General features: G+C 70.5%; 26 protein-coding genes and 1 tRNA gene. 12 read left to right on the top strand and 15 right to left on the bottom strand.

The annotated features are described in order from the left end of the window. The 3 genes from EYW49_RS18015 to EYW49_RS18025 all read left to right on the top strand — a co-directional run. Positions 1-185, top strand: a 185-nt coding sequence (locus EYW49_RS18015; RefSeq protein ID WP_165498092.1) for an integrase core domain-containing protein, incomplete at its 5' end; no start/stop codon positions are given. 89 nt (positions 186-274) lie between these two features. Next, positions 275-691, top strand: coding sequence for an amino acid ABC transporter permease (locus EYW49_RS23070; RefSeq protein ID WP_407695484.1), 417 nt, complete (start codon positions 275-277; stop codon positions 689-691). A 94-nt stretch (positions 692-785) separates the two neighbouring features. After that, positions 786-1589: an amino acid ABC transporter ATP-binding protein gene (locus tag EYW49_RS18025; RefSeq protein WP_131311023.1), complete on the top strand. Its 804-nt coding sequence runs from the start codon at positions 786-788 to the stop codon at positions 1587-1589. Between the two features lie 305 nt (positions 1590-1894). Here EYW49_RS18025 and EYW49_RS23740 read toward each other — a convergent pair whose 3' ends face one another. The 3 genes from EYW49_RS23740 to EYW49_RS18040 form a co-directional block, all read right to left on the bottom strand. Beyond that, the gene (locus EYW49_RS23740) at positions 1895-2311 is read right to left on the bottom strand and encodes a hypothetical protein (RefSeq protein ID WP_131311024.1); all 417 of its coding nucleotides are present in this window, start codon (positions 2309-2311) and stop codon (positions 1895-1897) included. A 6-nt stretch (positions 2312-2317) separates the two neighbouring features. Continuing rightward, positions 2318-2692, bottom strand: a complete 375-nt coding sequence (locus tag EYW49_RS18035; RefSeq protein ID WP_131311025.1) for a hypothetical protein — start codon at positions 2690-2692, stop codon at positions 2318-2320. Between the two features lie 541 nt (positions 2693-3233). Next, positions 3234-3323 (bottom strand) — tRNA-Ser (locus EYW49_RS18040). 851 nt (positions 3324-4174) lie between these two features. On the opposite strand from EYW49_RS18040, the gene EYW49_RS18045 reads away from it, so the two are divergent. The 3 genes from EYW49_RS18045 (at position 4175) to EYW49_RS18055 (ending at position 7000) form a co-directional block, all read left to right on the top strand. Continuing rightward, a complete protein-coding gene (locus EYW49_RS18045; RefSeq protein WP_131311026.1) occupies positions 4175-5176 on the top strand; it encodes a beta/alpha barrel domain-containing protein in 1002 nt (333 codons plus the stop codon). Continuing rightward, the gene (locus tag EYW49_RS18050) at positions 5173-6195 is read left to right on the top strand and encodes a carbohydrate kinase family protein (protein ID WP_131311027.1); all 1023 of its coding nucleotides are present in this window, start codon (positions 5173-5175) and stop codon (positions 6193-6195) included. Before EYW49_RS18045 ends, EYW49_RS18050 begins: the two co-directional genes overlap by 4 nt. Positions 6196-6286: 91 nt before the next feature. Further along, entirely contained in the window at positions 6287-7000 is a 714-nt protein-coding gene (locus tag EYW49_RS18055; RefSeq protein ID WP_131311028.1) for a DsbA family protein, read from the top strand. Here EYW49_RS18055 and EYW49_RS18060 read toward each other — a convergent pair. After that, positions 6972-7430: an Lrp/AsnC family transcriptional regulator gene (locus EYW49_RS18060; RefSeq protein ID WP_131311029.1), complete on the bottom strand. Its 459-nt coding sequence runs from the start codon at positions 7428-7430 to the stop codon at positions 6972-6974. The genes EYW49_RS18055 and EYW49_RS18060 overlap by 29 nt on opposite strands. A gap of 161 nt (positions 7431-7591) precedes the next feature. Between EYW49_RS18060 and ald the strand changes: the two genes are divergently transcribed. Continuing rightward, entirely contained in the window at positions 7592-8710 is a 1119-nt protein-coding gene (gene ald, locus EYW49_RS18065) for an alanine dehydrogenase (protein WP_131311030.1), read from the top strand. A 99-nt stretch (positions 8711-8809) separates the two neighbouring features. Here the strand turns inward: ald and EYW49_RS18070 are convergent, their stop codons facing one another. Continuing rightward, positions 8810-9442: a LysE family translocator gene (locus tag EYW49_RS18070; protein WP_131311031.1), complete on the bottom strand. Its 633-nt coding sequence runs from the start codon at positions 9440-9442 to the stop codon at positions 8810-8812. 259 nt (positions 9443-9701) lie between these two features. Here EYW49_RS18070 and EYW49_RS18075 point away from each other — a divergent pair, with 259 nt between their 5' ends. From EYW49_RS18075 to EYW49_RS18090, 4 genes are all read left to right on the top strand, one after another. Further along, the gene (locus tag EYW49_RS18075) at positions 9702-9923 is read left to right on the top strand and encodes a hypothetical protein (protein WP_131311032.1); all 222 of its coding nucleotides are present in this window, start codon (positions 9702-9704) and stop codon (positions 9921-9923) included. A gap of 91 nt (positions 9924-10014) precedes the next feature. Next, the gene (locus tag EYW49_RS18080; RefSeq protein ID WP_131311033.1) at positions 10015-11334 is read left to right on the top strand and encodes a nicotinate phosphoribosyltransferase; all 1320 of its coding nucleotides are present in this window, start codon (positions 10015-10017) and stop codon (positions 11332-11334) included. Continuing rightward, positions 11331-11891, top strand: coding sequence for a YaiI/YqxD family protein (locus tag EYW49_RS18085; protein ID WP_407695483.1), 561 nt, complete (start codon positions 11331-11333; stop codon positions 11889-11891). Before EYW49_RS18080 ends, EYW49_RS18085 begins: the two co-directional genes overlap by 4 nt. Continuing rightward, the gene (locus EYW49_RS18090) at positions 11881-12273 is read left to right on the top strand and encodes a RidA family protein (protein ID WP_131311034.1); all 393 of its coding nucleotides are present in this window, start codon (positions 11881-11883) and stop codon (positions 12271-12273) included. Before EYW49_RS18085 ends, EYW49_RS18090 begins: the two co-directional genes overlap by 11 nt. A gap of 8 nt (positions 12274-12281) precedes the next feature. Here the strand turns inward: EYW49_RS18090 and EYW49_RS18095 are convergent, their stop codons facing one another. The 10 genes from EYW49_RS18095 to EYW49_RS18135 form a co-directional block, all read right to left on the bottom strand. Then, complete coding sequence (locus tag EYW49_RS18095) at positions 12282-13577, bottom strand: class I SAM-dependent RNA methyltransferase (protein WP_131311035.1); 1296 nt, start codon at positions 13575-13577, stop codon at positions 12282-12284. A 43-nt stretch (positions 13578-13620) separates the two neighbouring features. Continuing rightward, positions 13621-14400 (bottom strand): TlyA family RNA methyltransferase, encoded by a 780-nt coding sequence (locus tag EYW49_RS18100; protein ID WP_131311036.1) that lies wholly within the window; start codon positions 14398-14400, stop codon positions 13621-13623. A 12-nt stretch (positions 14401-14412) separates the two neighbouring features. Beyond that, on the bottom strand, positions 14413-14562 hold the full coding sequence (locus tag EYW49_RS23075) for a hypothetical protein (protein ID WP_165498323.1): 150 nt from the start codon (positions 14560-14562) through the stop codon (positions 14413-14415). A gap of 332 nt (positions 14563-14894) precedes the next feature. Then, positions 14895-15509 (bottom strand): SCO family protein, encoded by a 615-nt coding sequence (locus EYW49_RS18105; protein WP_131311037.1) that lies wholly within the window; start codon positions 15507-15509, stop codon positions 14895-14897. Continuing rightward, positions 15506-17452: a 1-deoxy-D-xylulose-5-phosphate synthase gene (dxs, locus tag EYW49_RS18110; RefSeq protein WP_131311038.1), complete on the bottom strand. Its 1947-nt coding sequence runs from the start codon at positions 17450-17452 to the stop codon at positions 15506-15508. Before dxs ends, EYW49_RS18105 begins: the two co-directional genes overlap by 4 nt. Before the next feature lie 146 nt (positions 17453-17598). Continuing rightward, complete coding sequence (locus EYW49_RS18115; protein WP_131311039.1) at positions 17599-17862, bottom strand: exodeoxyribonuclease VII small subunit; 264 nt, start codon at positions 17860-17862, stop codon at positions 17599-17601. Positions 17863-17939: 77 nt separating this feature from the next. Then, on the bottom strand, positions 17940-18443 hold the full coding sequence (locus EYW49_RS18120) for a hypothetical protein (protein WP_131311040.1): 504 nt from the start codon (positions 18441-18443) through the stop codon (positions 17940-17942). 92 nt (positions 18444-18535) lie between these two features. Beyond that, positions 18536-19789 carry an MFS transporter gene (locus EYW49_RS18125; RefSeq protein ID WP_131311041.1) on the bottom strand — a complete coding sequence of 418 codons (1254 nt, stop codon included), beginning with the start codon at positions 19787-19789 and terminating at the stop codon, positions 18536-18538. A gap of 59 nt (positions 19790-19848) precedes the next feature. After that, positions 19849-20778, bottom strand: coding sequence for a histone deacetylase family protein (locus tag EYW49_RS18130; RefSeq protein WP_131311042.1), 930 nt, complete (start codon positions 20776-20778; stop codon positions 19849-19851). Between the two features lie 355 nt (positions 20779-21133). Beyond that, positions 21134-22135 (bottom strand): L-threonylcarbamoyladenylate synthase, encoded by a 1002-nt coding sequence (locus EYW49_RS18135; protein ID WP_131311043.1) that lies wholly within the window; start codon positions 22133-22135, stop codon positions 21134-21136. Positions 22136-22345: 210 nt separating this feature from the next. On the opposite strand from EYW49_RS18135, the gene EYW49_RS18140 reads away from it, so the two are divergent. Further along, positions 22346-24112, top strand: a complete 1767-nt coding sequence (locus tag EYW49_RS18140; RefSeq protein WP_131311044.1) for an acyl-CoA dehydrogenase — start codon at positions 22346-22348, stop codon at positions 24110-24112. Positions 24113-24122: the final 10 nt, after the last annotated feature.

A 24122-nucleotide genomic window follows, 5' to 3' on the forward strand; every position in this document is an offset into this window, starting at 1 on the left:
GGTTATGGCGATCGATGAAGTACGAATGCATCTACCTCCACGCCTACGAGACCGGCTCGGAAGCCCGCAGCGGCATCGGCCGGTGGATCGACTACTACAACTTCGACCGACCTCACTCGACACACGGAGGGCGTACGCCCGTCGAGGTCCACGAGGAGGCCGGCGACATCAGACTGGCGGCGTAACGGACCACAGGCCCAAGCTTACGAAGGCCGCCAATCTGTCCGGCCCGGCGGGACCACCTCAGTTCATCGTCTTCTTCGGCGCGAACGTCCTGGGATTTCAGATCAGCGCCTGGACCGCGGTGTCGGTCGGCCTGACGCTCTACGGCAGCGCGTTTCTCGGCGAGATCTGGCGCGGGTGTCTGGAGGCGGTGCCGAAGGGGCAATGGGAAGCGGCCCGGGCACTCGGGCTTCACGAGTGGAAGACGCTCTACCTGATCATTCTGCCGCAGGCGTTGCGTCTGGCGATACCGCCGACCATCGGGTTTCTCGTCCAACTGATCAAGAACACCTCGCTGGCATCGATCGTGGGCTTCACCGAGCTGACGCGCACCGGGCAGCTGATCAACAATGCGACGTACCAGCCGCTGCTGATCTTCATCACGATCTCGCTCATCTACTTCGCGATGTGCTGGCCGTTGTCCTTGGCGAGCAAACGGCTGGAACGGCGGTTGGCGTCCAAGATGTGACGCCCAGGGGGCACGCGGTGTCCCCGAACTTCAAAGTGCAGAGCGCGCCGGGGAACGGCGCCCGATCGACGTGGCAACTCTGGAGGAGGGCCTGATGAGCAAGGAAAATTCGGTCGCCGGGGGCGATCTCGAGGTCGACGCCTCCAAGATGCGGGTGTCGCAGACCGAGGTCGCGGTGCAGATCACCGACATGAACAAGTGGTACGGCGATTTCCAGGTTCTCAAAGACATCAATCTCACGGTGATGCGGGGCGAGCGCATCGTCGTCTGTGGGCCGTCCGGTTCGGGCAAGTCGACCATGATCCGCTGCATCTGCCGTCTGGAAGAGCACCAGAAGGGCCGGATCATCGTCGACGGCAAGGAACTGACCAGCGATCTGGAAAAGATCGACGAGGTCCGCCGCGAGGTCGGCATGGTGTTCCAGCACTTCAACCTGTTCCCGCACCTGACCATCCTGGAGAATTGCACCCTCGCGCCGATCTGGGTGCGCAAGATCCCCCGGAAGCAGGCCGAAGAGACGGCGATGCACTTCCTGCGCCGGGTGAAGATCCCCGAACAGGCCCACAAATACCCGGGGCAGCTTTCGGGCGGTCAGCAGCAGCGCGTGGCGATCGCCCGGTCGCTGTGCATGAACCCGCGCATCATGCTGTTCGACGAGCCGACCTCGGCGCTCGATCCCGAAATGATCAAGGAGGTTCTGGAAACCATGGTCGGTCTGGCGGAAGAAGGCATGACCATGCTGTGCGTCACCCACGAAATGGGTTTCGCCCGCAAAGTCGCCAACCGCGTCATCTTCATGGACAAGGGGCAGATCGTCGAAGAGAACACGCCGCGGGCGTTCTTCGACGAACCGCAACACGAGCGCACCAGACTCTTCCTCAGCCAGATCCTTCACTAGCAGGCCGCGGACGACGTCGGTTCGCAGACGGCGTCAAGGATCGTGTCGGTTCGGGCTGAAGGCAAGCCCCACCCGGCGCCGTTGCCAAGGCGCGTCTTTCGGCCGAGACCGACATCGTCGAGCAACGGCCGGGGTCGACAGAGCGATCAGAAGGGGCGCGCCTACGGCTGAACGAGGGCGTTTCGATCGTCGTATCGCCAATGACGTGCTGTCCGTTCTTCCCGCCATCCGGAACTGGAAATTTCCAGGCGGACCTCGTTGTCGTCCCTTCGCCAACAACCAACTTGGCCCAGGCGTGGTCGGGCTCATGAACCGGTGGGAGTTTGGCACTCGGCTCGGAACTTCCCGTTCAGGCTTTCGATGAACACGTCGTCGGTCGGCTTGCCCGGCCGAGAGAAGTAGCTTCGCTGGCCTTCGGCTCTGTTCCGTTGTCGCTGACGATCATCCTCGGCGTGCCGCGTCCCACCGATCCAATACGGTTGCCACCCGCAGCACGAGAGCGACGTGTTGGCAGCCAGGGCGATGTTCTGGCGGGTGCAGTCGTCGACGATCGTCATAGTGCGGAAGCGGTGGCCATCGGTGAGCTGGTCCGATACGAGCAAAGGCCGGCGAAGCCATTGCTTCTCGGCGATCTCGGCAGCGAGCATCGCCGCGACGATGCGCCGGGGGTCGTGGTTGCGCTTCAGGGCCGCCGCGACGATCTCATCGTAGGCCGCCTTCATGCCGCCTCAAGAGATATTCCGGCGTGTCAGGCCACGAAACGGCACTGCCGCTCCCCGCGCCAGGGCTTCCGAACAGTCGACCACCCATCCGGCCATCAGTTCCGCCGTCCCTGGCGGCACCATCGATCTGGACGCATTGGGGCCCAAACCGAGCAGCACCTTCGCAGCCGCTACGGTGGCCGTCAGGTTGTCGCGCTGCTCGGCGATTGCTTCGAGCCGATGGATGAGGCGGGCCTTCCCGGAGCAGCGCAGAGCGTCGACCTCGGATCGGTATTTCGCCATGACCGCCGGATGCCGCAGGAGCCGATAGGCGTAGTCCTGGGTGATGCCGACCTTGGCGGCGGCACGGTCGAGGCCGTCCCAGACCATCGCCTCGACCATGGCCGAGGCTGAGGAGTTCAGGCCATGGGCGGCGGAACCCTTACGGGCCGGCTGGCGACGCGGCTGGCGGACTCGGGGCGAGGTATCGGGTGAGCGTTTGGTCATTCCCGCACGGTGCCGAAACGTGGTGGGGGCGACACTGCACTTGGGAGGCGGCGCGGGAATCGAGGAATTTTCAGGCCGGAAAAAATTCCGGGAGACCGACCGGAGTATTTCGGAGGTCAGTCGTGCGGGCGAGGTACGACGTCATCGATGTCGACCCGGTTTTGCCCCCCTGGTCTTCGTGACGGCCTTCCAGGAATCCGCCTGTCAGATTGGGGCGAAGAGTTGAAACCTTGCGATCAGGGGGCGGTGTCAGCCCGTCGAGCTCGACCGGTTGACGCGCTGCGGGCTTTGAGCGGGAGGGCAGGGGAGGGTCGACCGTCCACCGTCGTTCACCGCCATCCGCTCGAAATCACGACGTGGTGGTGGGTGGAGTGGTGGGTGAGGGTCGGATAGTCAGACCGAAACCGCTGAAAACAGCCGTTTTGCGTGGGTGAAGTGGCGGAGAGGGAGGGATTCGAACCCTCGGAACGCTTGCACGTTCAACGGTTTTCGAGACCGCCCCGATCGACCACTCTGGCACCTCTCCGCGAGACGAGCTCGGTCGAACGAGCGAGCGTCCCTATATACGGCGCCTTCCGGGGTGACAAGTCCCGGTCGCGCGCTTCCTGCAAGAAACCGTCGCGGCGGCCGTCTCGCCGTCATTCCCGCGGCCATTGCCACGCCGTCCCGCCATCGCCATCGCCATCGCCGCAGGCCTTCCCGCGCCGTCCCGCCGCCACCGCGGTCGCCGTCCCGCCCCGCGGCAGATGCGCACGAATCGGTTCCCTCCGTCGCCCGCCGTGTCCGCATCGCCGCAGGCGTCGCCGGCGCTCGAACCGGTTCCCGCCGCCGGGACCACCGCCGGATCCGTCGTTCCCACCGCCCCAGGGACCCGCCGCCGCCGGATTGGGCCGCCGCTGCCGGGACCCGCCGCCGCCGGGGGCGGCACGCGCGGGCGCCGGGCGGAGAGCGACGTCGCGGACGTGGCAGCGGTGCGAAGACACCCCCTCGCTCCCCGATCCCATCCCCCCCGACACCCCGCCTCTCCGCGCCCGCCCGCCTCGCTCCGCGCCCGCCCGCCTCGCTCCGCGCCCGCCCGCCTCGCTCCGCGCTCGCCCGTCGCGCTTCCCGCCATCTACCCTCGCTCCTCTCCATCCCCCGCGACGCCCCTCGCCGGCGCCGGCGGTCCGGTCCTCCCCGGTCGCCCGCCCCCTCCMCCCCCGCCCACCGCCCCACGCGGCGTCGCGTCGCAGGTTCGGCGCCACATCGGCGTCCGCAGGGGGGCGGATGCCCGCGCGGCGCCGTTGCGCTTCCCGCGGGGCCGCGTCAGGATGCACTCCCCCGCCTCGACCCGCGTCGCGCCTCGGTGGCGGGCGCGTCCTTTCGGAGCCGTCCCCCATGAAGAGCCTCGACGAAAAACTCGCCCGCATCCGGTCCGGCGCCTGGACGCCGGTCGATTTCGTCATCGCCGACGCCAAGGACGGCGAAATGGGCTTCGGCGCCACCGCCCCCGGGCCGGTGCGCGGCCCCGACGGCACCCCCGGCACGGCGCTGCTCCCCAAGGCCGCCTACCTCGAGGCGATGCGCGCCATGACCCGCTCCGGTCTGGTCGACATCATGCTGACCTCGGCCTCCGCCGCCGAGACGCTGGCCGGCGAGGGCCTGTTCGACGGTTCGCCGGTGACCCTCGCCGCCCGCCTGAACGACACCACCGACATCTGGAACATGCGCGGCGCGATCTATACCAGCCTGCCGTCGCGCCCCTTCCGCTCGGCCCGCGTCGACCGCGTCCGCAGCGTCGCCGATCTCGGCCTCTATTCGGTGACCTTCTCCAACGACCTCGACCGCGATCTCGCCTCGCTCGAGGCCTATGCCGCCTTCCGCGACGAGGCCAGCGCTGCCGGGATGCGGCACTTCCTCGAAGTGTTCAACCCGGCCTTCGACGTCGGCCTTCCCGCCGACGGGCTCCCGGCCTACGTCAACGACTGCATCGTGCGGGCGCTCGCCGGCGTGGTCGCGATCGACCGCCCGCTGTTCCTCAAGATCCCCTACAACGGGGCTGCGGCGATGGAGGAACTCGCCGCCTTCGACCCCGGCAACCTGATCGTCGGCATCCTCGGCGGCGCCCGCGGCACCACCCGCGACACCTTCGAGCTGATCGCCCAGGCCGCCCGCCACGGCGCCCGCGTCGCCCTGTTCGGCCGCAAGATCAACTTCGCCGAATCGCCGCTCGAACTGGTGCGCCTGATGCGCGCCGTGGTCGAGCATCAGGTGACGCCGATCGAGGCGGTGCGCGCCTATCACGACGAGCTGATGCGCCATCACCTGCGGCCCGACCGCGACATCGTCAGCGATCTCGTGGTGACCGACCCGAACCTCACGGCGGAAGCGCTGCCATGACCAGCCCCCGCGCCGGCGTCGTCGCCGCCGGGTCGTGGATCGTCGATCGCAACAAGGCGATCGACCATTGGCCGGCCGAAGAGACGGTCGCCGAGATCGTCGAGGAGCGCCACGAGGGTGGCGGCAACGGCTTCAACGTCGGGATCGACCTCGCCCGGCTCGGCCTACCGGCGCCGATCTGGGCGATGGGCGTGGTCGGCGACGACGCCGAGGGCCGCTTTCTGCGGACGACCGCGCAATCCCGCGGCATCGACACCAGCCGGCTGGCGGTGAGCGATGCCGCCCCGACCTCGGCGACCGACGCCATGTCGTCGGTGGCGACCGGCCGGCGCACCTTCTTTCATGCCCAGGGCGTCCATGCCCTGATGAGCCCGGCCGACTTCGACTTCGACGGCCTTCCCGCCCGCTATCTCCACCTCGGTCTGCCCGGGCTGCACCGTCGCCTCGACGGCCCGTGCGACGGCGAGGTCAACGGCTGGGTGGCGATTTTGAAGAAGGCCGGCCGCGCCGGTCTGGTGCGCAACATCGAGGTCGCCTCGATCACGCCCGAGCGCCTCGCCGCGGTGGTCGGCCCGTGCCTGCCCCATCTCGATCTGCTGGTCGTCAACGACCGCGAGATCGGCGCCTTCGCCGGCATCGAGACGGTGGTCGACGGGGTGACCGACGTCGCCGCCTGCCGCCGCGCGCTGGCGATCGTGCTGGAGCGCGGCGCCATGGATCTGGCGGTCGCCCATTTCCCGACCGGCGCGCTGGCGCTGGCCCGCGACGGCAGTGCCGCGGAGCGTCCGTCGGTGGCGGTGCCGGCGAGCGCCGTGGTCGGCACCAACGGCGCCGGCGATGCCTTCGCCGCCGGCGTCCTCTATGCCCTGCACGAGGGCCGACCGCTCGATGGGGCACTGGCCCTCGGCCATGCCGCGGCGGCGGCGAGTGTCAGGGCGATCACCACCACCGGCTCGGTCGAGACGGCCGAGGCCTGCCTGGCCCTCGCCGAGCGTTGGGGCTGGCGCGCGACGCTGTGATCGGAGGCCCGCCGGGACTTGCGCCGGCCGGCGAGATCGGCCATTTCAGGACCCTCGACCCCAAGCGCCGGGGTCCGGACGAGGGACGATCATGACCGACGACGCAGCCGACGACGACATCGACGTCCTCGCCCCGGGCACCGTGGTGGTGGTGATCGATCCGCTGTGCGGCTGGTGCTGGGGCGCCGCCCCGGCGCTGGAGAAGCTCGCCGCCTCCCATCTGCCGCTGCGCCTGGTCGCCTCCGGCCTGTTCATCGGCGATCGCCCGGTGACCCCGGAATTCGCCGGCTACGCCTGGGACAACGATCAGCGCATCCGCGCCCTGACCGGTCAGGTGTTCTCGGAGGCCTACCGCGAGAAGGTGCTGGGGGCGACCGATTCGAAGTTCGACTCCGGTCCCGCGACCCTGGCCTTCACCGCGGTGCAACTGCGTGAACCCGGCCGCGAACTGGCGGTGCTGCACGCGCTCCAGGCGGCGCGCTGGGTCGACGGCCGCGACATCACCGACGAGGCGGTGGTCGCCGCGGTGCTGCGCGAGACCGGCATCGACGAGGACACCGTCGCCGCGTTCCTGAGCGAAGACGAAGGGGTGATCCGTACCCTCAACGAGCGCGCCACCTTCGCCCGCGACCTGATGCACCATTTCAGCGCCCGCGGCGTGCCGGTGCTGTTGCGGGTGATCGACGGCGGCGCGGTGCGCCTCGACGGGCGGATGCTGTTCGAGGACGTCGACCGGATCGTCGCCAATATCGAAGCGGTGAAGCCGCCGGCGCCGATCACACCGGGATCCGCGTCGTCCGCTTGACGGTGCGCAGGGTCAGCTGCGACTGCACCCGCACCACGCCGGGCAGGCGCGTCAGCACCTCCGAGTGCAGACGCTCGAGGTCGGCCATGTCGTGGAAGATCACCCGGAGCAGATAGTCCGATTGGCCGGCGAGCAGGTGGCATTCCTGGATCTGCGCGACGTGACGGACCTTGGCCTCGAAGGCGTCGAGCCGGTCGCGGTCCTGGCTGCCCAGGGTGATCGAGACATAGGCGGTGCCGGCGAAACCCGCCGCCTTCTGGTCGAGCACCAGATGCGTCCCGGCGATCAGCCCGCTCTCCATCAACAGGTTGACGCGGCGCAGACAGGCCGAGGCCGACAGATGCACCCGCTCGGCCAGCTCGGCATTGGACAGCCGGCCGTCGGCCTGCAGTTCGGACAGAATCTGGCGGTCGCGATCGTCGAGGTTCATCGTCGCAGAATATTCGAAACATTTCGGGTTTCAAGCAAGAAGCGGTTTCTACGAACCGTTTGAAATCCCTAAAATGGCGGGAAATTGCGCGCAACCCGCTTCATTCTTCGGAGATTGTTCGATCGGACGGTCGGTCGACGGCTTCCCCGGAGGAGGGTTCCATGCGCATCGGTGTTCCCAAGGAGATCAAGGACCACGAGGACCGTGTCGGTCTGGTTCCGGCATCGGTCGCCGAACTCACCGCCCACGGCCACGAAGTTCTGATCGAAGGGGGCGCCGGGCTGGGCGCCGGCATCACCGATGCCGACTTCCTCAAGGCCGGCGCCAAGATCGTCGAAGGGCCGGACGCGATCTGGGCGACCGCCGAGATGATCGTCAAGGTCAAGGAGCCGCTGGCGATCGAACGCAAGAAGCTCTCCGCCGGCCAGCTGCTGTTCACCTACCTCCACCTCGCGCCCGATCCGGAGCAGACCCGCGACCTCGTCGCCTCGGGCGCCACCTGCATCGCCTACGAGACCGTGACCTCGGCGACCGGCGGCCTGCCGCTGCTCACCCCGATGTCGGAAGTCGCCGGCCGCATGGCCGCCCAGGTCGGCGCGCATGCGCTGGAGAACGCCTCGCAGGGCCGCGGCATCCTGCTCGGCGGCGTCCCCGGCGTCGCCCCGGCCAAGGTCGTGGTGCTCGGCGGCGGCGTCTCCGGCACCCACGCCACCACCATCGCGCTCGGCATGGGCGCCGACGTCACCGTCGTCGACCGGTCGGCGGAGGTGCTGCGGCGCCTCGAGCGGCAGTTCGGCGCGCGCGTCAAGACCGCCTTCTCGACCCGCGACACCGTCGCCGAGCTGGTCGCCGAGGCCGATCTGGTGATCGGCACCGTGCTGGTGCCCGGCGCCAACACGCCGAAGCTGGTGACCCGGGCGATGCTCGCCACCATGAAGCGCGGCGCGGTGATCGTCGACGTCGCCATCGATCAGGGCGGCTGCACCGAGACCTCGCACGCCACCACCCATTCCAACCCGACCTATGTCGTCGACGGCATCGTCCACTACTGCGTCGCCAACATGCCGGGCGGCGTCGCCCGCACCTCGACCTTCGCGCTCGCCAACGCCACGCTGCCCTTCGCCGTGGCGCTCGCCGAGAAGGGCTGGCGCAAGGCGCTGGCCGACGATCCGCATCTGGCGAACGGCCTCAACGTCCACGCCGGCCGCGTCACCTGCCCCGCCGTCGCCGATGCGCTCGGCTACGACCTGCTGCCCGTCGCCGAGGCGCTGAACCTCTGACGCGAAGCCCGTTCGGCATGAGAACCCCCGCGTCGGAGCGATCCGGCGCGGGGTTTTCGTCGGTGGGTATTGCTGCGGCCGCGTCGGTCGCCGTCGGCATCACACCCGCCGCCACAGTTTCGGCACGGCGTCCCACAGCGTCGCGGTGGCGAAGGCCAGGAACAGCGCGCCGGTCACCCGCACGATCCACACCGCGTGCAGCCGGTAGAGCCGGCGCATGAACGAGGTGCCGACCGACCACACCAGGATCATGTCGCCGATCAGGAAGCCGGCGAAGGCCGCGGCGAGCAGGCCCGGCATCGCCGAAAACGTCAGGCTCTCGGCCTGGCCGGTGAACAGCGCGGTGAACATCGACAGCGCCACCGGATAGCTCTTGGGATTGGTCAGCCCGAACAGCACGCCGCGCCGCCACGGATGGTCGCCGATCAGATCGTCGGCGCCGCGCGCCGAAGCGGTGGTCACCGCCCGCCAGCCGAGCCGCCCGAGATAGAGACCGCAGGCCAGCGCCACCAACTCGAACACCAGCGGATCGAACACCCGCGCCCCGACCATCGCCAGCACGGCGAGCGTGCACCACAGCGTGTCGCCGAACAGATGCCCGGTCAGGAACCACCACGCCGGCGCCCGCCCGCGCGCCGCGCCGATGCCGATCAGCGCCAACACCGCCGGCCCCGGCGACACCACGTAGAGACAGCCGGCCGAAGCCGCGGCGAAATAGGGAAGCAGGGTCATGCGGGACCTCGGGAGCGGGGAGGGACGGAGCGACGACGCGGCGCGAGTCCCCCACTGTCCTACGGGACGCCGCAAAAGCCGAGTCCCGATCGATGCGGCCGGTGGCAGAGCCGACCGTCTCCGCGGCCGCCCGCGCCGCCCCGCCTCGGCACGAATCCTGCTGCGCCCCATCCTCAGAGCGTGCCCGCCGGCCGTCCCGTGTCGAAGATGCGACGATCGCCGGCGGGCCCGCGACATCGACGGAGAGGATGCGACGCAGATGGCGGTACATTTGGTCAAGGTCGCCTACGAGGGTCTGGTCACCAAGGCGCTGAAGAATTCCGAACCCGGGCCGACCAGCGGCGGCACCGTGGTCTACGAGGTCCAGGGCGTGCCGCCCGATCTCGGCATCGACGACGTCGTCGCCGCGGTCAGACGGGTCGGCGGCAAGCCCCGCCGACACGTCGATCACGAGGTCGCCTGGGCCGATCTCGTCGGCTGAGCGCGGCCACGAGGGGAGGGCGGGGCCGCCGCGCGCCCGGCCTCGGCGCCGCCGATTTTTCTTTTCCCCGTTCGCGGGCTAAGCTCCGCCCATGACCCTCGACATCGCCACCCGCGTCTACGACCACGGCTTCCGCATCGACCCGATCGTGCGGACGCTGCTCGACACCGACTTCTACAAGTTTCTGATGGTGCAGCTGATCCGCGCCCAGGCCCCGAACGTGCGGGCGACCTTCGGGCTGGTCAACCGTACCACCTCGGTCAAGCTGGCGGCGATCGTCGACGAGCGCGAATTGCGCGACCAGCTCGACCACGCCCGCACCATCCGCTTCCAGAAGAACGAATTGATCTGGCTCGCCGGCAACACCTTCTATGGGGTGCGCCACATCTTCTCGGCCGATTTCCTCGACTGGCTCGAGACCTTCCGCCTGCCCCCCTACGAGCTCGCCCGCACCGCCGACGGCCAGTACGAACTGACCTTCGAAGGACCCTGGGCCGAGACCTCGATGTGGGAGATCCCGGCGCTGTCGATCCTCAACGAGTTGCGCGCCCGCGCCGCCATGAAGGGCATGAGCCGCTTCGAGCTCGACGTGCTCTATGCCCGCGCCAAGGCTCGCGTCTGGGCCAAGATCGAGCGCCTGCGCGTCCTCGAGCGCGAGGTCGGGCAGGTCCCGGTCGCCGAGTTCGGCACCCGCCGCCGCCACGGCTTCCTCTGGCAGAAATGGTGCGTCGAGGCGCTGAAGGAGGGGCTCGGCGACAGTTTCGTCGGCACCTCCAACGTCAAGATGGCGATGGACGCGGCGCTCGAGGCGATCGGCACCAACGCCCACGAACTGCCGATGGTCTATGCCGCGCTCGCCCGCGACGACGCCGAGTTGCGCGACGCGCCCTACCGGGTGCTCGCCGACTGGGCGCGGATGTATCACGGCAACCTCTTGGTGATCCTCCCCGACACCTTCGGCACCACGAGCTTCCTGCGCGACGCCCCCGACTGGGCCGCCGACTGGAAGGGCGTGCGCCCCGATTCCAAGCCGCCGCTGGAGGCCGCCGACGAGGTCATCGCCTGGTGGCAGGCCCGCGGCCGCGATCCCACCGACAAGCTGATCGTGCTCTCCGACGGCATGGACATCGACACCATCGAGGCCGCCGCCCGCCATCTCGCCGGCCGCTGCCGCCTGTCGATCGGCTGGGGCACCCACCTCACCAACGACTTCCGCGACTGCGCCCCGGCCGGCTCCAACCCGCACCTCGAGGCGATCTCGCTGGTCTGCAAGGTGGTCGCCGCCGACGGCCGCCCGGCGGTCAAGCTCTCGGACAACCCGGAAAAGGCGGTCGGCCCGGCCGACGAGGTGGCGCGCTACGCCCGCGTCTTCGGCACCGAGGGCTTCCGGTCCCATCGGGTGATCGTATGAGCGACGAGATGCCCCCGGCCGCGGCGCCGCCCGTCGCGCCGCCGCCGCGCACCGCGGTGGAGATCTTCGTCGACGCCGACGCCTGCCCGGTCAAGGACGAGATCTTCCGCGTCGCCGGCCGCCTCGGGCTGATCAGCCACGTCGTCGCCAACACCTGGATGCGCCTGCCCGAGGATCCCAACATCCGCCGGGTGGTGGTGGGGGAGGGGCCCGACGTCGCCGACGATTGGATCGCCGAGCGGGTCGGTCCGGGCTGCGTGGTGGTGACCACCGACGTGCCGCTCGCCGATCGCTGCGTCAAGGCCGGCGCCCGCGTCGTCACTCCGACCGGCCGGATCCTCGATGCCGGCTCGATCGGCATGGCGCTGGCGACCCGCGACCTCCTCGACGACCTGCGCTCCGCCGGCGCCGTCACCTCCGGCCCGCGGCCCTGCGCGGCCAAGGACCGCCAGGCCTTCCTGCAGGCGCTCGACCGCGAGGTGCGGCGGGCGGCCAAGATCCTGGCGCAACCGGTCGCGCCGCTCACACCCGCGAAGGGATCCGTCGATGTCTCGTAAAGCTCATGCCGCCGCCGGGGCCGTGGCCGTCGGGCCCTATTCCCATGCGGTCGAGGCCAACGGCTTCGTCCATCTCTCCGGCCAGACGCCGATCGATCCGGCGACCGGCCGCCTCGTCGACGGCGACGTCGGCGTAGCGACGACGCAGTGCCTGGAGAATCTCTTCGCGGTGCTCGCCGCCGCCGGGCTCGGGCCCGACGACGTCGTCTCCTGCGCGGTCTATCTCACCGACATGGCCGACTTTCCGGCGATGAACGCCGCCTATGCCCGCGCCTTCGCGGAGCCCTATCCGGCCCGCACCACCATCGGCGTTGCCGCCCTGCCGCTCGGCGCCCGGGTCGAGATCGGCCTGATCGCCGCCCGGCCGCCGCGCGCCGTCTGAGCCGCCGTTCAGCCCTTGCGGAACACCACCACCGCCTCGACGTGATGCGACCACAGGAACTGGTCTATCGGCGTCACGGGCCCCATGGTCCAGCCGGCGTCGATCAGATAGCGGGCGTCGCGGGCCAGCGTCGCCGGATTGCACGACACCGCGACGATCGTCGCGATCTCCGACTTGGCCAGTTCCTTGACCTGGGGCGCGGCGCCGTCGCGCGGCGGGTCGAACACCACCACGTCGAAGCCGGCGAGCTCCTTGCCCATCAACGGCCGGCGCGTCAGGTCGCGTGCCTCGACGGTGACGGTCTTGAGGCCCGGCGTGTGGCGCGCCGCCTGGGTCAGGGCGGCGAGCGAGCCCTTGTCGCTCTCCACCGCATGGACCTGGGCGAGGGACGCCAGCCGCAGCGCGAAGGTGCCGCAACCGGCGAACAGATCGGCGATCCGCGCCGGCCCCTTGGCGCGCTTCGGCCGACGGGCGAGCGCCGCTTCGACCGCCTCGACCACCAGCCGCGCCATCGCCTCTTCCGCCGCCGCCACCGCCTGGACGAAGCCGCCCGGCGGCGGCATCACCGCCACCGTGCCGAAGCGGATCACCGGCGCCTGCGCCTCGACGACCACCTCGCCGCCGACCGACAGCCGGGCGAAGCCGAGCTCGAGCGCCAGGGCCAGCGCCTGGGCGCGGCGTTCCGGCGGCAGCGTCGCCTCGCCGACCGAGACGTCGAGCCCGGTCTCGGTGTCGAGCACCGTGAAGGTCGCGCCCTTGGTTCCGAAGGCGAACAATTCCGACAGGCGGGCGAGCTTGGGCAGGCTGGCGCGGATCCGCGGTGTCACCAACAGGCAGGCCGAGGCGTCGACCACGTCGTGCGACAGGCGCGCCCGGAAGCCGATCACCGGTGCGCCGGTGCGCCGCTGCAGCGCCACCACCGCCCGCCGCCGGCTCGCCGGTCCGGTGGCGATCGGCTCGGCGACTTCCGCGGTGATGCCGCGATCGGCGAAGGCGGCGACGATCTGCTGCCGCTTCCAGGCGAGATAGGGCACCGAATCCCAATGCTGCAGCGAGCAGCCGCCGCAACGGTCGAACACCGGGCAGGGCGCTTCGACCCGGTCGGGACTGGCGACCAGCAGCTCTTCGACCCGGCCGCGTTCGTTGACGCCCTCGCCGGAGATCGACACCCGTACCGTCTCGCCCGGCAGCGCGCCGCCGACGAACAGGCGCCGCTCTTCGACGCCCTCGCCGACGAGGCCGACACCGTCACCCTTGTGGGCGACGTCGGTGATGGAGACGATGGCGGTGGCATGGGCGTTCAAGGGGCGTGTCCTCTATTGGGGCGTTCGCGGGTTCTGCCCGAAGTCAGGCGTCGTGGCGAGGGGTCCGTTCGGCCGGCTCGCGTGCGTCGGTGGGCTTGCGCGCCGCCAACAGATGTTCCTGGTTGCCGTCGCCGCCGCGGATCGGCGCCGGAATCCGGCCGATCTCCTGCCAGCCGGCCTCGGCCACCACCGCGGCGACCTTGTCGATCGCGGTCGCCGCGACCTCGGCGTCGCGGACGATGCCGCCCTTGCCGACGTGCTCGCGGCCGACTTCGAACTGCGGCTTGACCAGCATCACCGCGATCGCTCCCGGCGCGGCGAGCGCCAAGGCCGGCGGCAGGGCCAGCGCCAGCGAGATGAACGAGACGTCGACCACCACGAATTCCGGCGCGCCGTCGAGATCGTCGGGGGTCAGATCGCGGGCGTTGAGCCCTTCGATCGAGGTCACCCGCGGATCGGCGGCGATCGCTTCGACCAACTGGCCGTGACCGACGTCGATCGCCGTGACATGGGTCGCACCGCGCGCCAGCAGCACCTCGGTGAAGCCGCCGGTCGAGGCGCCGACGTCGAGACAGCGCCGCCCCTCGGGCGACAACGCGAAGGCGTCGAGCGCGGCGATCAGTTTCAGCGCCGAGCGCGACACCCAGGCGGCGGCCGGATCGACCACTTCGACCGCCGCGTCGAGGGCGACCATCTGGCCGGGCTTGGCCGCGACCGCACCGCCGAGCCGCACCTCGCCGCGCCGAATCGCATCGGCGGCGCGGGCACGCGACGGCGACAGGCCGAGCCGCACCAGGGCGACGTCGAGGCGTTCACGGGTCATGGGGGGACCGATCTAGAGGCAGAGGGCGAGGCTCGCGGCGAGCGTGTCGAACCACACGCCCGAGCCCCAGCGCACCCACGCCCACACCGCGCCGGCGAAGGCGAGGACGAGAATCGGGGTGCCGATCAACAGGACCGGGCGAGGAACGGCGAGCGAGGACATGGCCGCATCATAGACCGTCGCGGCGCGGAAGGGAATTCGAGCGGGGCGCGGCCGCAGGTCGATCGCCCGTGAGCCCGCCCGACCCTCGGTGGTGACTCCCCGACCCTCGGCCGTCATCCCCGGCCGGAGCCGGCCTGCCGGCGGAGGGGAAGGGGATCCAGCGATGTTCGGGTTGGAAACCTTCGGCGTTTCCCGTGTGGCCTCTGGGTCCCCTTCCCCTCCGCGCCTTCGGCGCTCCGGCCGGGGACGACGGTGGGGCGAGACGCGACCGACCCGGAGGATCCGGGCTTCGAGGAAATCCCGATACGATCCCCTGCACGCGGCCCCGAGAATCACCGCCGGGTGATCAGATTGCGGATCTTCGCGAGCGCCTTGTCGGTCGGCTCCTGGAAATTGATCACCCCGACGAAGCGGCCCTCGGCGTCGAGCAGGTAGGTCGCCGCGGTGTGGTCCATGGTGTAGTCGCCGTCCTTGCCCTCGACCTTGCGGGCGAACACCCGGTAGGCGGCGAGGATTTTGTCGGTCGCGGCGCGGTCGCCCGACAGGCCGACGAAGCGCGGATCGAACGAGCCGAGATACTCGGCGAGCTTGGCCGGGGTGTCGCGCTCCGGATCGACGGTGACGAACACCACGCGGAAGCGCTCGGCGTCGGCGCCGAGCTGGGCCATCCACTGCGACGCCTCGAGCAGGGTGGTCGGGCAGACGTCCGGGCAATAGGTGTAGCCGAAGAACATCGCCGTCGCCCGCCCCTTGAGGTCGGCTTCGGTGAACGGCCGGCCCTGCTGGTCGACCATCGCAAAGGGACCGCCGATCCCGCTCACCGGCCGCATCGCCGGCACCTGGTCGGGGGGGATGGTGTCGCGCACCGCATAGCGGACGGCGAGGCCGACGATCAGCACGACGATCGCCGCCCAGACGACGGCGCGAAACTTCTGCAGCAGCGTCATCCGCGTCCCCTGTCGCCGCCGAGGACGCGCACCGGCTCGATACGCGGTTCGGCGCGCCCGAGGGCGTCGAACACCCGCCGCACGATTCCCGCCGCGTCGAGCCCGACCGCCGCCATCGTCGCCGCCGGGTCGCCGTGGTCGAGGAACGAGTCGGGCAGGGTCAGCACCCGCACCTTGAGATGGCCGTCGAGCAGGCCGTCGTCGCTGAGCGCCTGCAGCACGTGGCTGCCGAAGCCGCCGACCGCACCTTCTTCGACGGTCACCAGAACCTCGTGGTCGCGCGCCAGTCGGCGCAGCAGATCGCGGTCGAGCGGCTTCATGAAGCGCGCGTCGGCCACCGTCGTCGACAGGCCCGCCGCCTCCAGCGTCTCCGCCGCCTCGAGCGCCGCGGCCAGCCGGGTGCCCAGCGACAGGATCGCCACCTTGGTGCCCTCGCGGATCACCCGGCCGCGGCCGATCTCCAGGATCTCGCCCACCGCCGGCATCTCGACGCCGACGCCCTCGCCGCGCGGGAAACGGAAGGCCGAGGGCCGATCGTCGATCGCCGCCGAGGTCGCCACCATGTGGACCAACTCCGCCTCGTCGGCCGGCGCCATCACCACGAAGTTCGGCAGGCAGCCGAGAAAGGCGAGGTCGAAGGCCCCGGCATGGGTGGCGCCGTCGGCGCCGACGAAGCCGGCGCGATCGATCGGGAAACGCACCGGCAGCTTCTGCAGCGCCACGTCGTGGGCGACCTGATCGAAGCCGCGCTGCAGGAAGGTCGAATAGATCGCGCAGAACGGCTTGAAACCGGCGGCGGCGAGCCCGGCGGCGAAGGTCACGGCGTGCTGCTCGGCGATGCCGACGTCGAACATCCGCTTCGGAAACGCCTGACCGAACAGATCGAGCCCGGTGCCGGTCGGCATCGCCGCGGTGATGCCGAGGATCTTGTCGTCGCGCCGCGCCGCGTCGATCAGCGCCTCGGCGAACACCCGCGTATAGGACGGGGCATTGGCCTTGGGCTTGGCCTGTTTGCCGGTGATCACGTCGAACTTGCCGACGCCGTGATACTTGTCGCTCGCCGCCTCGGCCGGGGCGTAGCCCTTGCCCTTCTTGGTGATGACGTGCAGCAGGATCGGCCCGTCCTTGGCGTCGCGGACGTTGCGCAGCACCGGCAGGAGATGGTCGAGATTGTGCCCGTCGATCGGACCGACGTAGTAGAAGCCGAGCTCCTCGAACAGCGTCCCGCCCATGGCGAAGCCGCGGGCGAATTCGTCGGCCCGTTCGGCCGCCACTTCGAAGAACTTCGGCAGGCGCTTGGTCACCTGTTTGCCGATGTCGCGCAGCTGCATGAAGGTGCGCGACGACACCAGCCGCGCCAGATAGGCGCTCATCGCGCCGGTCGGCGGGGCGATCGACATGTCGTTGTCGTTGAGGATGACGATCAGCCGCGAATCCATCGCCCCGGCGTTGTTCATCGCCTCATAGGCCATGCCCGCCGACATCGAGCCGTCGCCGATCACCGCCACCACGTTGTGGCGGCCGCCGGCGAGGTCGCGGGCTTCGGCGAAGCCCAGCGCTGCCGAGATCGAGGTCGAGGAATGGGCCGCCCCGAACGGATCGTAGGGGCTCTCGTCGCGCCGGGTGAAGCCCGACAGGCCGCCCGGCTGGCGCAGGGTGCGGATCCGGTCGCGCCGCCCGGTCAGGATCTTGTGCGGATAGGTCTGGTGGCCGACGTCCCAGATCAGGATGTCGTTCGGCGTGTCGAACACCTTGTGCAGGGCGACCGTCAGTTCGACGACCCCGAGGCCGGCGCCGAGATGGCCACCGGTCACCGACACCGCATCGATCATCTCGGCCCGGACTTCGTCGGCCAACTGGCGCAACTGACCGTCCGCGAGTTTCCGGACGTCCTCCGGAGTCTTGACGGTGTCGAGCAGGGGAGTCTCGGGGGGAACGGACAAATTCTCGGTCTCTCGCGATGCGGCCGCTCGGACGTCCGGCAGCCCGCGGTCGGGACGCGCGGACCGACCCTCATGGTTACATGAGGGCCCCGGCCCCTGCAAATCATCGTTCGAAGACGGTGCCGCGACGGCCGCGCCGCGCCCCGTCAACGCCCCTCGACGTCGAGCGGCTCGACGCCGACCGGCCGGCCCTCGGCCGACAGGCGGATCTTCTCGACCCGCGCCTCCGCCGCCGACAGGAGGCGGGTGCAGTGGGCCTTGAGGGCCTCGCCGCGCTCGTAGGCGGCGATCGATTCTTCGAGCGCGACGTCGCCCCGCTCCAGGCGGGCGACGATCGTCTCGAGCTCGGCGAGCGCCTTTTCGAAGGTCAGGGCGGCGACGTCGGCGGCGACAGCGGGCAGGTCGGTCACGATCGGGATCTCGTCGGCGAGGGTTGCGAGACCGCGAGGAGGCACGGCGGGGCGCCGACTGTCAATCGCCCGCGGCCTCAACGATCCTCGACGAGGCCGCTGGTCTTGCCGGCCGGCAGCTTCTTGGCATAGACGATCTCGAAGTCGTAGACGGTGACGTCGCCCGAGGACTCGGTCGCCTGGATCACCGCGGAATCGGTGCCTTCGCCCTTGGTCGGCACCGGCCAGGTCACCCGTGACCAGTTGAATTTCTTGCCGTTGCAGGCGGCATAGGGGCCGGTCGGGTCGGTGGTGCCGGGCGCCGTGACCGTCTTGACCGTCAGCTTGGCGAGCTTCGGCTGCTTGGTCACGGCGAGCGCCGGCGCCGGCGCGGCCGAGCAGTCTTCGCGCATCTCGCGGAAAGAATCGACCACCACGGTCTGCGCCTTGCCGGACACGGCGACCCACAGGCGCTTCTCGATCCGATCGGTGTCGGCGCGCGCCGCGCCGATCGCGCAGGTCCCGGCGACCGCCACGGCGACCAGGGCGACAGCGAACGGGCGACCCGCCCGGGTGGCCCAACGATTCGTGTCGAATGCCATGTCGGTGGTCTCCTCTCGTTGAAGTGGCGTCGATCTTTACGGAATCCGTGGGCGAGCACCAGAGGGAAGAACACCGATTCGGCCGAGCCCCCTCAGGGCCTGCGCGCAGGTGCCGCAGCCGCGGCCGCCACCGCCGCCCGTTCCGCCCGCACCAGACCGACGAGCGGCAGGGCGGCGGCTAGCCCGAGCAATCCGCCGACCAGCGCGGTCAGCACGCCGGCGGTCGCCCCGCCGACGCCGATGATGATCGCGAAGGCGGTCGGCGAGGCCGCGAACACCAGATTCTGCGGCAGCATCATGCCGCCGCTCAGCGTGCCGAAGTCGCGCGAGCCCAGCAGCGACAGCGGCAGGGTGGCCCGCAGCACCGCCAGGATGCCGTTGGCGCCGCTCCACAGGATCACGAAGGCGATGATCCCGGCGCTCGGCGCGAAGGGCAGGAAGGCCAGTCCGATCGCCGGGGTCAGAATGGTCATGGCGATCAGCGTCACGGTCAGCGGCCCGAGCCGCCGCCCGAGGGTCAGTTCGATGCCGCGCGCCGCCACCGAGGCCGGTCCGCTCATCGCCGCGATGGTCACCGCGGTGGCGCGATCGAGCCCCATCACCTCGAACATCGAGATGAAGTGCAGGGGCAGGCCCCAGGCCGCGAATCCTTGCGCCGCGAAGGCGAAGGTCATCAGCCCGGCCGCCCAGCGCCGCCGCCGCGGATCGACCAGCGGCCGCACCGCGCCGGTCGGCTCCTCGTCGGGTGCGGTCGGTTCGTCGCCGTCGTGCCAACGCGCGGCGATCCACAGATGGACCGGCAGCACCACCACGAGATTGAGCAGCCCGAAGATCCACAGCGTCGCCCGCCAGCCGACCACCGCGTCGAGCGCCGCGGTCACCGGCCAGAACACCGTCGCCGACAGGCCGGTCAGGAGCGCGATCCAGCTGATCTGATGGCGCGCCTCGACCCCGCCGAGCCGGGTCACCAGGGTCTGGGACGCCAGCGTCAGACACAGCGATTGGGCGAGCCCGAAGGCCACCCAGGTGACGAACCAGGTGGTCCGCGACGGCACCGCCGCGAACAGGAACAGCCCACCGGCGATCAGCATCGAGCCGTAGGACAGCGACCGCGCCACCCCGCGCCGGTCGAACAGCCGCCCCGCCGCCGGTGCGAACACGCCGCCCAACGCGACCATGATGGTCACGCCGAGAAAGGTCGTCTCGGTGCTGAAGCCGAGGTCGCGGGCCAGCGCCTCGGCGAGACCCGAGGGCATGTAATAGGTCGTGCCCCAGCCGATGATCTGGGTGAGCGCGAGGGCCAGGACGAGGGAGAGCGGGCCGGCGGGGCGGGGGCGACGGGTCATCGCCGCACCATGGGGATCTGTACGGATCTCCGCAAGCCGGCTCCGCGCAACCCTCCCTCTCAACTCTTCATCAGGGTCATGACATGGGCGGCGACCGAGCGGGCGAGGCCCTCGAGGTCGTAGCCGCCTTCCAGGATCGACACCACCCGGCCGTTGCAATGGCGCTCGGCGAGGTCCATCAGCCGCGCCGTGGCCCAGGCGAAGTCCGATTCGACCAGATTGATCTGGCTCATCGGATCGCGGGTATGGGCGTCGAAACCGGCCGAAATCACCACCAGATCCGGTCGGAACGCGTCGATCCGCGGCAGAATCGCGAAGTCCATCGCCTCGCGGAACTCCGCCCCGCCGGCCCCCGCCCACAAGGGCGCATTGACGATGTTGTCGGCGATTCCCGTCTCGGCGATCTCGCCGGTGCCCGGGTAGAACGGCATCTGATGGGTCGAGGCGTACATCAGGTCGCGCTCGTTCCAGAAGATGTCCTGGGTGCCGTTGCCGTGGTGGACGTCGAAGTCCATCACCACCACCCGCTCGGCGCCGTGGCGGGCGCGCGCCCATTTGGCGGCGATGGCCGCGTTGTTGAACAGGCAGAAGCCCATGGCGCGCTTCGATTCGGCGTGGTGACCGGGCGGCCGCACCGTGCAGAAGGCGTTCTTGACCTTCTTCTCGAACACCTCGTCGACCGCCTGACAGGCGCCGCCGACCGCCCGCAGCGCCGCTTCGAGCGAGCCCGGCGAAATCGTCGTGTCGTCGTCGAGGCGCAACAGACCCTCGCTCGGCACCGAGCCGGCGATCTCCTCGAAATGGCCGACGTCATGGGCGAGGCCGACCATCTCGGCGGTGCCCAGCGCCGCCGCCTCGCGCTCCAGCGGTTGGAACCGTTCGGCTTCGAGGATGCGGTCGATGACCCGGATCCGGTCCGGCCGCTCGGGGTGGCCGAGCGGCGTGACGTGGCCGAGGCAGGCCGGGTGATGGATCAGCAACGTCGACATCGATTCGTCCTTCCTCCCCGACCCTTCCGTCCTCTGGCGGGACGGTTGGTGCGGCGCGCCGGCCCCGGGCGGCCGGATCGCCGCCGAGCGTACGAAGGACGGCCCCGGTCGATCCGTCGCAGGCCCCTTCGCGATGCCGTTCTGCTACGATGACGGATCGTGGTCCGATCGTCACGCGCGGACCGTGAGAGAAATCAAAAACGCCGTCATACCTTCGGGTATCGCGGCGCTCGCGCGCGCCGGGTCGCGACCAGCGCGCCGGAGGGGCGCCGGCCATCGACGCCTCGCGCCGTGGTGGCGCAGAGCCTTCCGTTACCGCGCGCCTCGGTCGGTCGCCTCGCGACCGTCCGCCGCCTCAGGGGCGCGGCGCCGCTGCCCGCCGCAGCCGATCGACGATCGCTTCGCCGAGCCCGTCTTCCGGGATCGGCGCCACGGCGATCGAGGCGAAGCCTTCGCCGTCGAGCTCGCGCAATGCCCGGAACAGCCGCGCCGCCGCCTCGCCGAGATCGCCCGACGGGCTGAGATCGAGGATCCGTCCCGCCCGTTCGGACCCCGTCGGCCGGGCCCCGGCGAAGGTCAGCAGCGCCTCGCCCGGGGCCACCTCCGTCGCGTCGAGCCGCACCCGGGCGTTCGGCGCATAGTGCGAGGTCAGCATGCCCGGCGCCGCCACCGCCACGCCCAGTGCATCGTCGTCGGCGTCGCGGCTCGGCGGATCGGCGAGCGGCCCGCCGATCACCGCCTCGATCGCCGCGCGCGGGATGCCGCCGGGGCGCAGCAGCCGCGGCGTGCCGTCGATCAGCGCGACGATCGTCGATTCGACCCCGACCGGCGTCGCCCCGGTGTCGATCATCTCGGCGACCGAATCGCCCAGCTCCTCGACCACGTCGGCCGCGGTGGTCGGGCTGACCCGGCCCGAGCGGTTGGCGCTGGGGGCGGCGACCGGTCGCCCGAACCGCGCCAGGATCGCCCGCGTCACCGCATCCGCCGGTACCCTGAGGCCGATGGTGTCGAGCCCGGCCGAGGCGAGATCGCAGATCGCGCTTTCGGCGCGCTTGGGCACCACCAGGGTCAGCGGGCCCGGCCAGAAGGCCGCCGCCAGACGCCGCGCGACGGCGTCGAAGATCCCATGAGCTTCCGCCGCGGCGAGATCGGCGACGTGAGCGATCAGCGGATTGAACCGCGGCCGGCCCTTGGCGGCATAGATCGCCGCCACCGCCCGGCCGTCGGTGGCGTCCGCGCCGAGCCCGTAGACCGTCTCGGTCGGCAGGCCGACCAGCCGTCCGGCGGCGAGGGCTGCGACCGCCGCGGCGATCGCCGCTTCGCGGGTGGTGGGGTCGATCGGGCGATGCACGGCCATGGAGCCTCGGGGGATGGGACGGTGCGGCGCGGCGCCGTCGTCGGGAGATGCGCTCATCCGGGGGAGGGGGCGCCTGAGACCAAGGTCGCAGCGGCCCGCCATTGACCCCGGACGCCGCCTTTCTAGAGTGCAGACGAACCACGCAGTCAACTGCCGTCCGATGCGCAGTCCTGTCGAAACGTGACGCATTCGTGAAGGAGCTGTCCGACCATGCCTTACCGCGCCCCCGAAGCCGACATCCTGTTCGCCCTCAAGCGCGCCGCCGGCCTCGACCGGGCGATGAAGGCCGGCGCCTTCGCCGAACTCGGCGACGGACTGCTCGAAGCGGTGATCGGCGAGGCCGGCAAATTCGCCACCGACCGCATCGCGCCGCTGCTGCGGGTCGGCGACCGCGCCCATACGCCGATCGTCGACGGCCGCGTCACCATGCCGGCCGGCTGGACTGAGACCTATCGCGCCTGGGCCGAGGCCGGCTGGAACGCGCTCTCCGGACCCGAGGCCTTCGGCGGCCAGGACCTGCCGACGCTCTTGTCGGTCGCCACCTTCGAGATGTGGAATTCCGGTTCGATGGCCTTCGCGATCGGTCCGACCCTGACCATCGGCGCGGTCGAAGCGCTGTTCAAACACGGCTCCGACGCTCTCAAGGCGACCTATCTCGCCAAGCTGGTCTCCGGCGAGTGGATGGGCACCATGAACCTGACCGAACCGCAGGCCGGCTCCGATCTCGCCGCACTCAAGGCCCGCGCCGAGCGCGCCGGCGACGGCACCTACCGGATCTTCGGCCAGAAGATCTTCATCACCTACGGCGACCACGAGATGACCGACAACATCGTCCATCTCGTCCTCGCCCGCCTGCCCGACGCCCCGGCCGGCACCCGCGGCATCTCTCTGTTCGTCGTCCCGAAATATCTGGTCAATCCCGACGGCAGCCTCGGCGCCCGCAACGATGTGGTCTGCGCCGGCATCGAATCGAAGCTCGGAATCAACGGCTCGCCGACCTGCACCATGGTCTACGGCGACGGTGGCGGCGCCATCGGCTGGCTGGTCGGCGAGGAGAACAAGGGGCTGGCCTGCATGTTCACGATGATGAACAACGCCCGCCTCGCCGTCGGCATCCAGGGGGTCGCGGTCGCCGAGGCCGCCACCCAGCACGCCCTGGCCTACGCCGCCGAGCGCCGTCAGGCCCGCGCCCCCGGCTGGACCGGCGAGGGCATGAGCCCGATCGCGCTGCATCCCGACGTCCGCCGGATGCTGGCGACCTCCAAGGCGCTGACCGCCGCCGCCCGAGCGATCTGCTATTCCTGCGCCATGGCCATCGACATGAGCCGCCGCAGCGAGGGCTCCGAGGCCGAACGCTGGGCCCAGCGCGCCGGTATCGTCACGCCGCTGGCCAAGGCCTTCTCCACCGACGTCGGCATCGACGTCGCCAATCTCGGCATCCAGGTGTTCGGCGGTATGGGCTTCATCGAGGAGTCTGGGGCTCCGCAGTTCCTGCGCGACGCCCGCATCGCCGCGATCTACGAGGGCACCAACGGCATCCAGGCGATCGATCTGGTCACCCGCAAGCTGCCGCTCGCCCAAGGGGCGGCGGTCGCCGCGCTGATCGCCGAATGGCGCGCCGCCGCCGCCGCGACCGCCGATCTCCCCGGCTTCGGCGAGACGGCGCAACGCCTCGCCGCGGCGATCGACGACCTCGCCGCCACCGTCGCGTGGTTCGCGGCGCCCGGTCGCGATCCGGCCGAAGCGCTCGCCGGGGCGACGCCGTTCCTGCGCCTGATGAGCCTCGTCGCCGGCGGCGCCTGGCTCGCCGGCGGTGCCGCCGAAGCCTCCACCGAGGGCGATGCCGACGCCGGTGCCCAGGTCGCGCTGGTGCGCTTCTTCGCTGAGAATCTGCTGGCCGAAACCGCCGCGCTGCGCGATCGGGTGGTCGCCGGCGCCCCGAGCACGCTGGCCGCCGCCGCCTTCCTCGACGCCTGACCCGAGCCCA

This window comes from Siculibacillus lacustris (assembly GCF_004328075.1).
GTDB lineage: Bacteria > Pseudomonadota > Alphaproteobacteria > Rhizobiales > Ancalomicrobiaceae > Siculibacillus > Siculibacillus lacustris.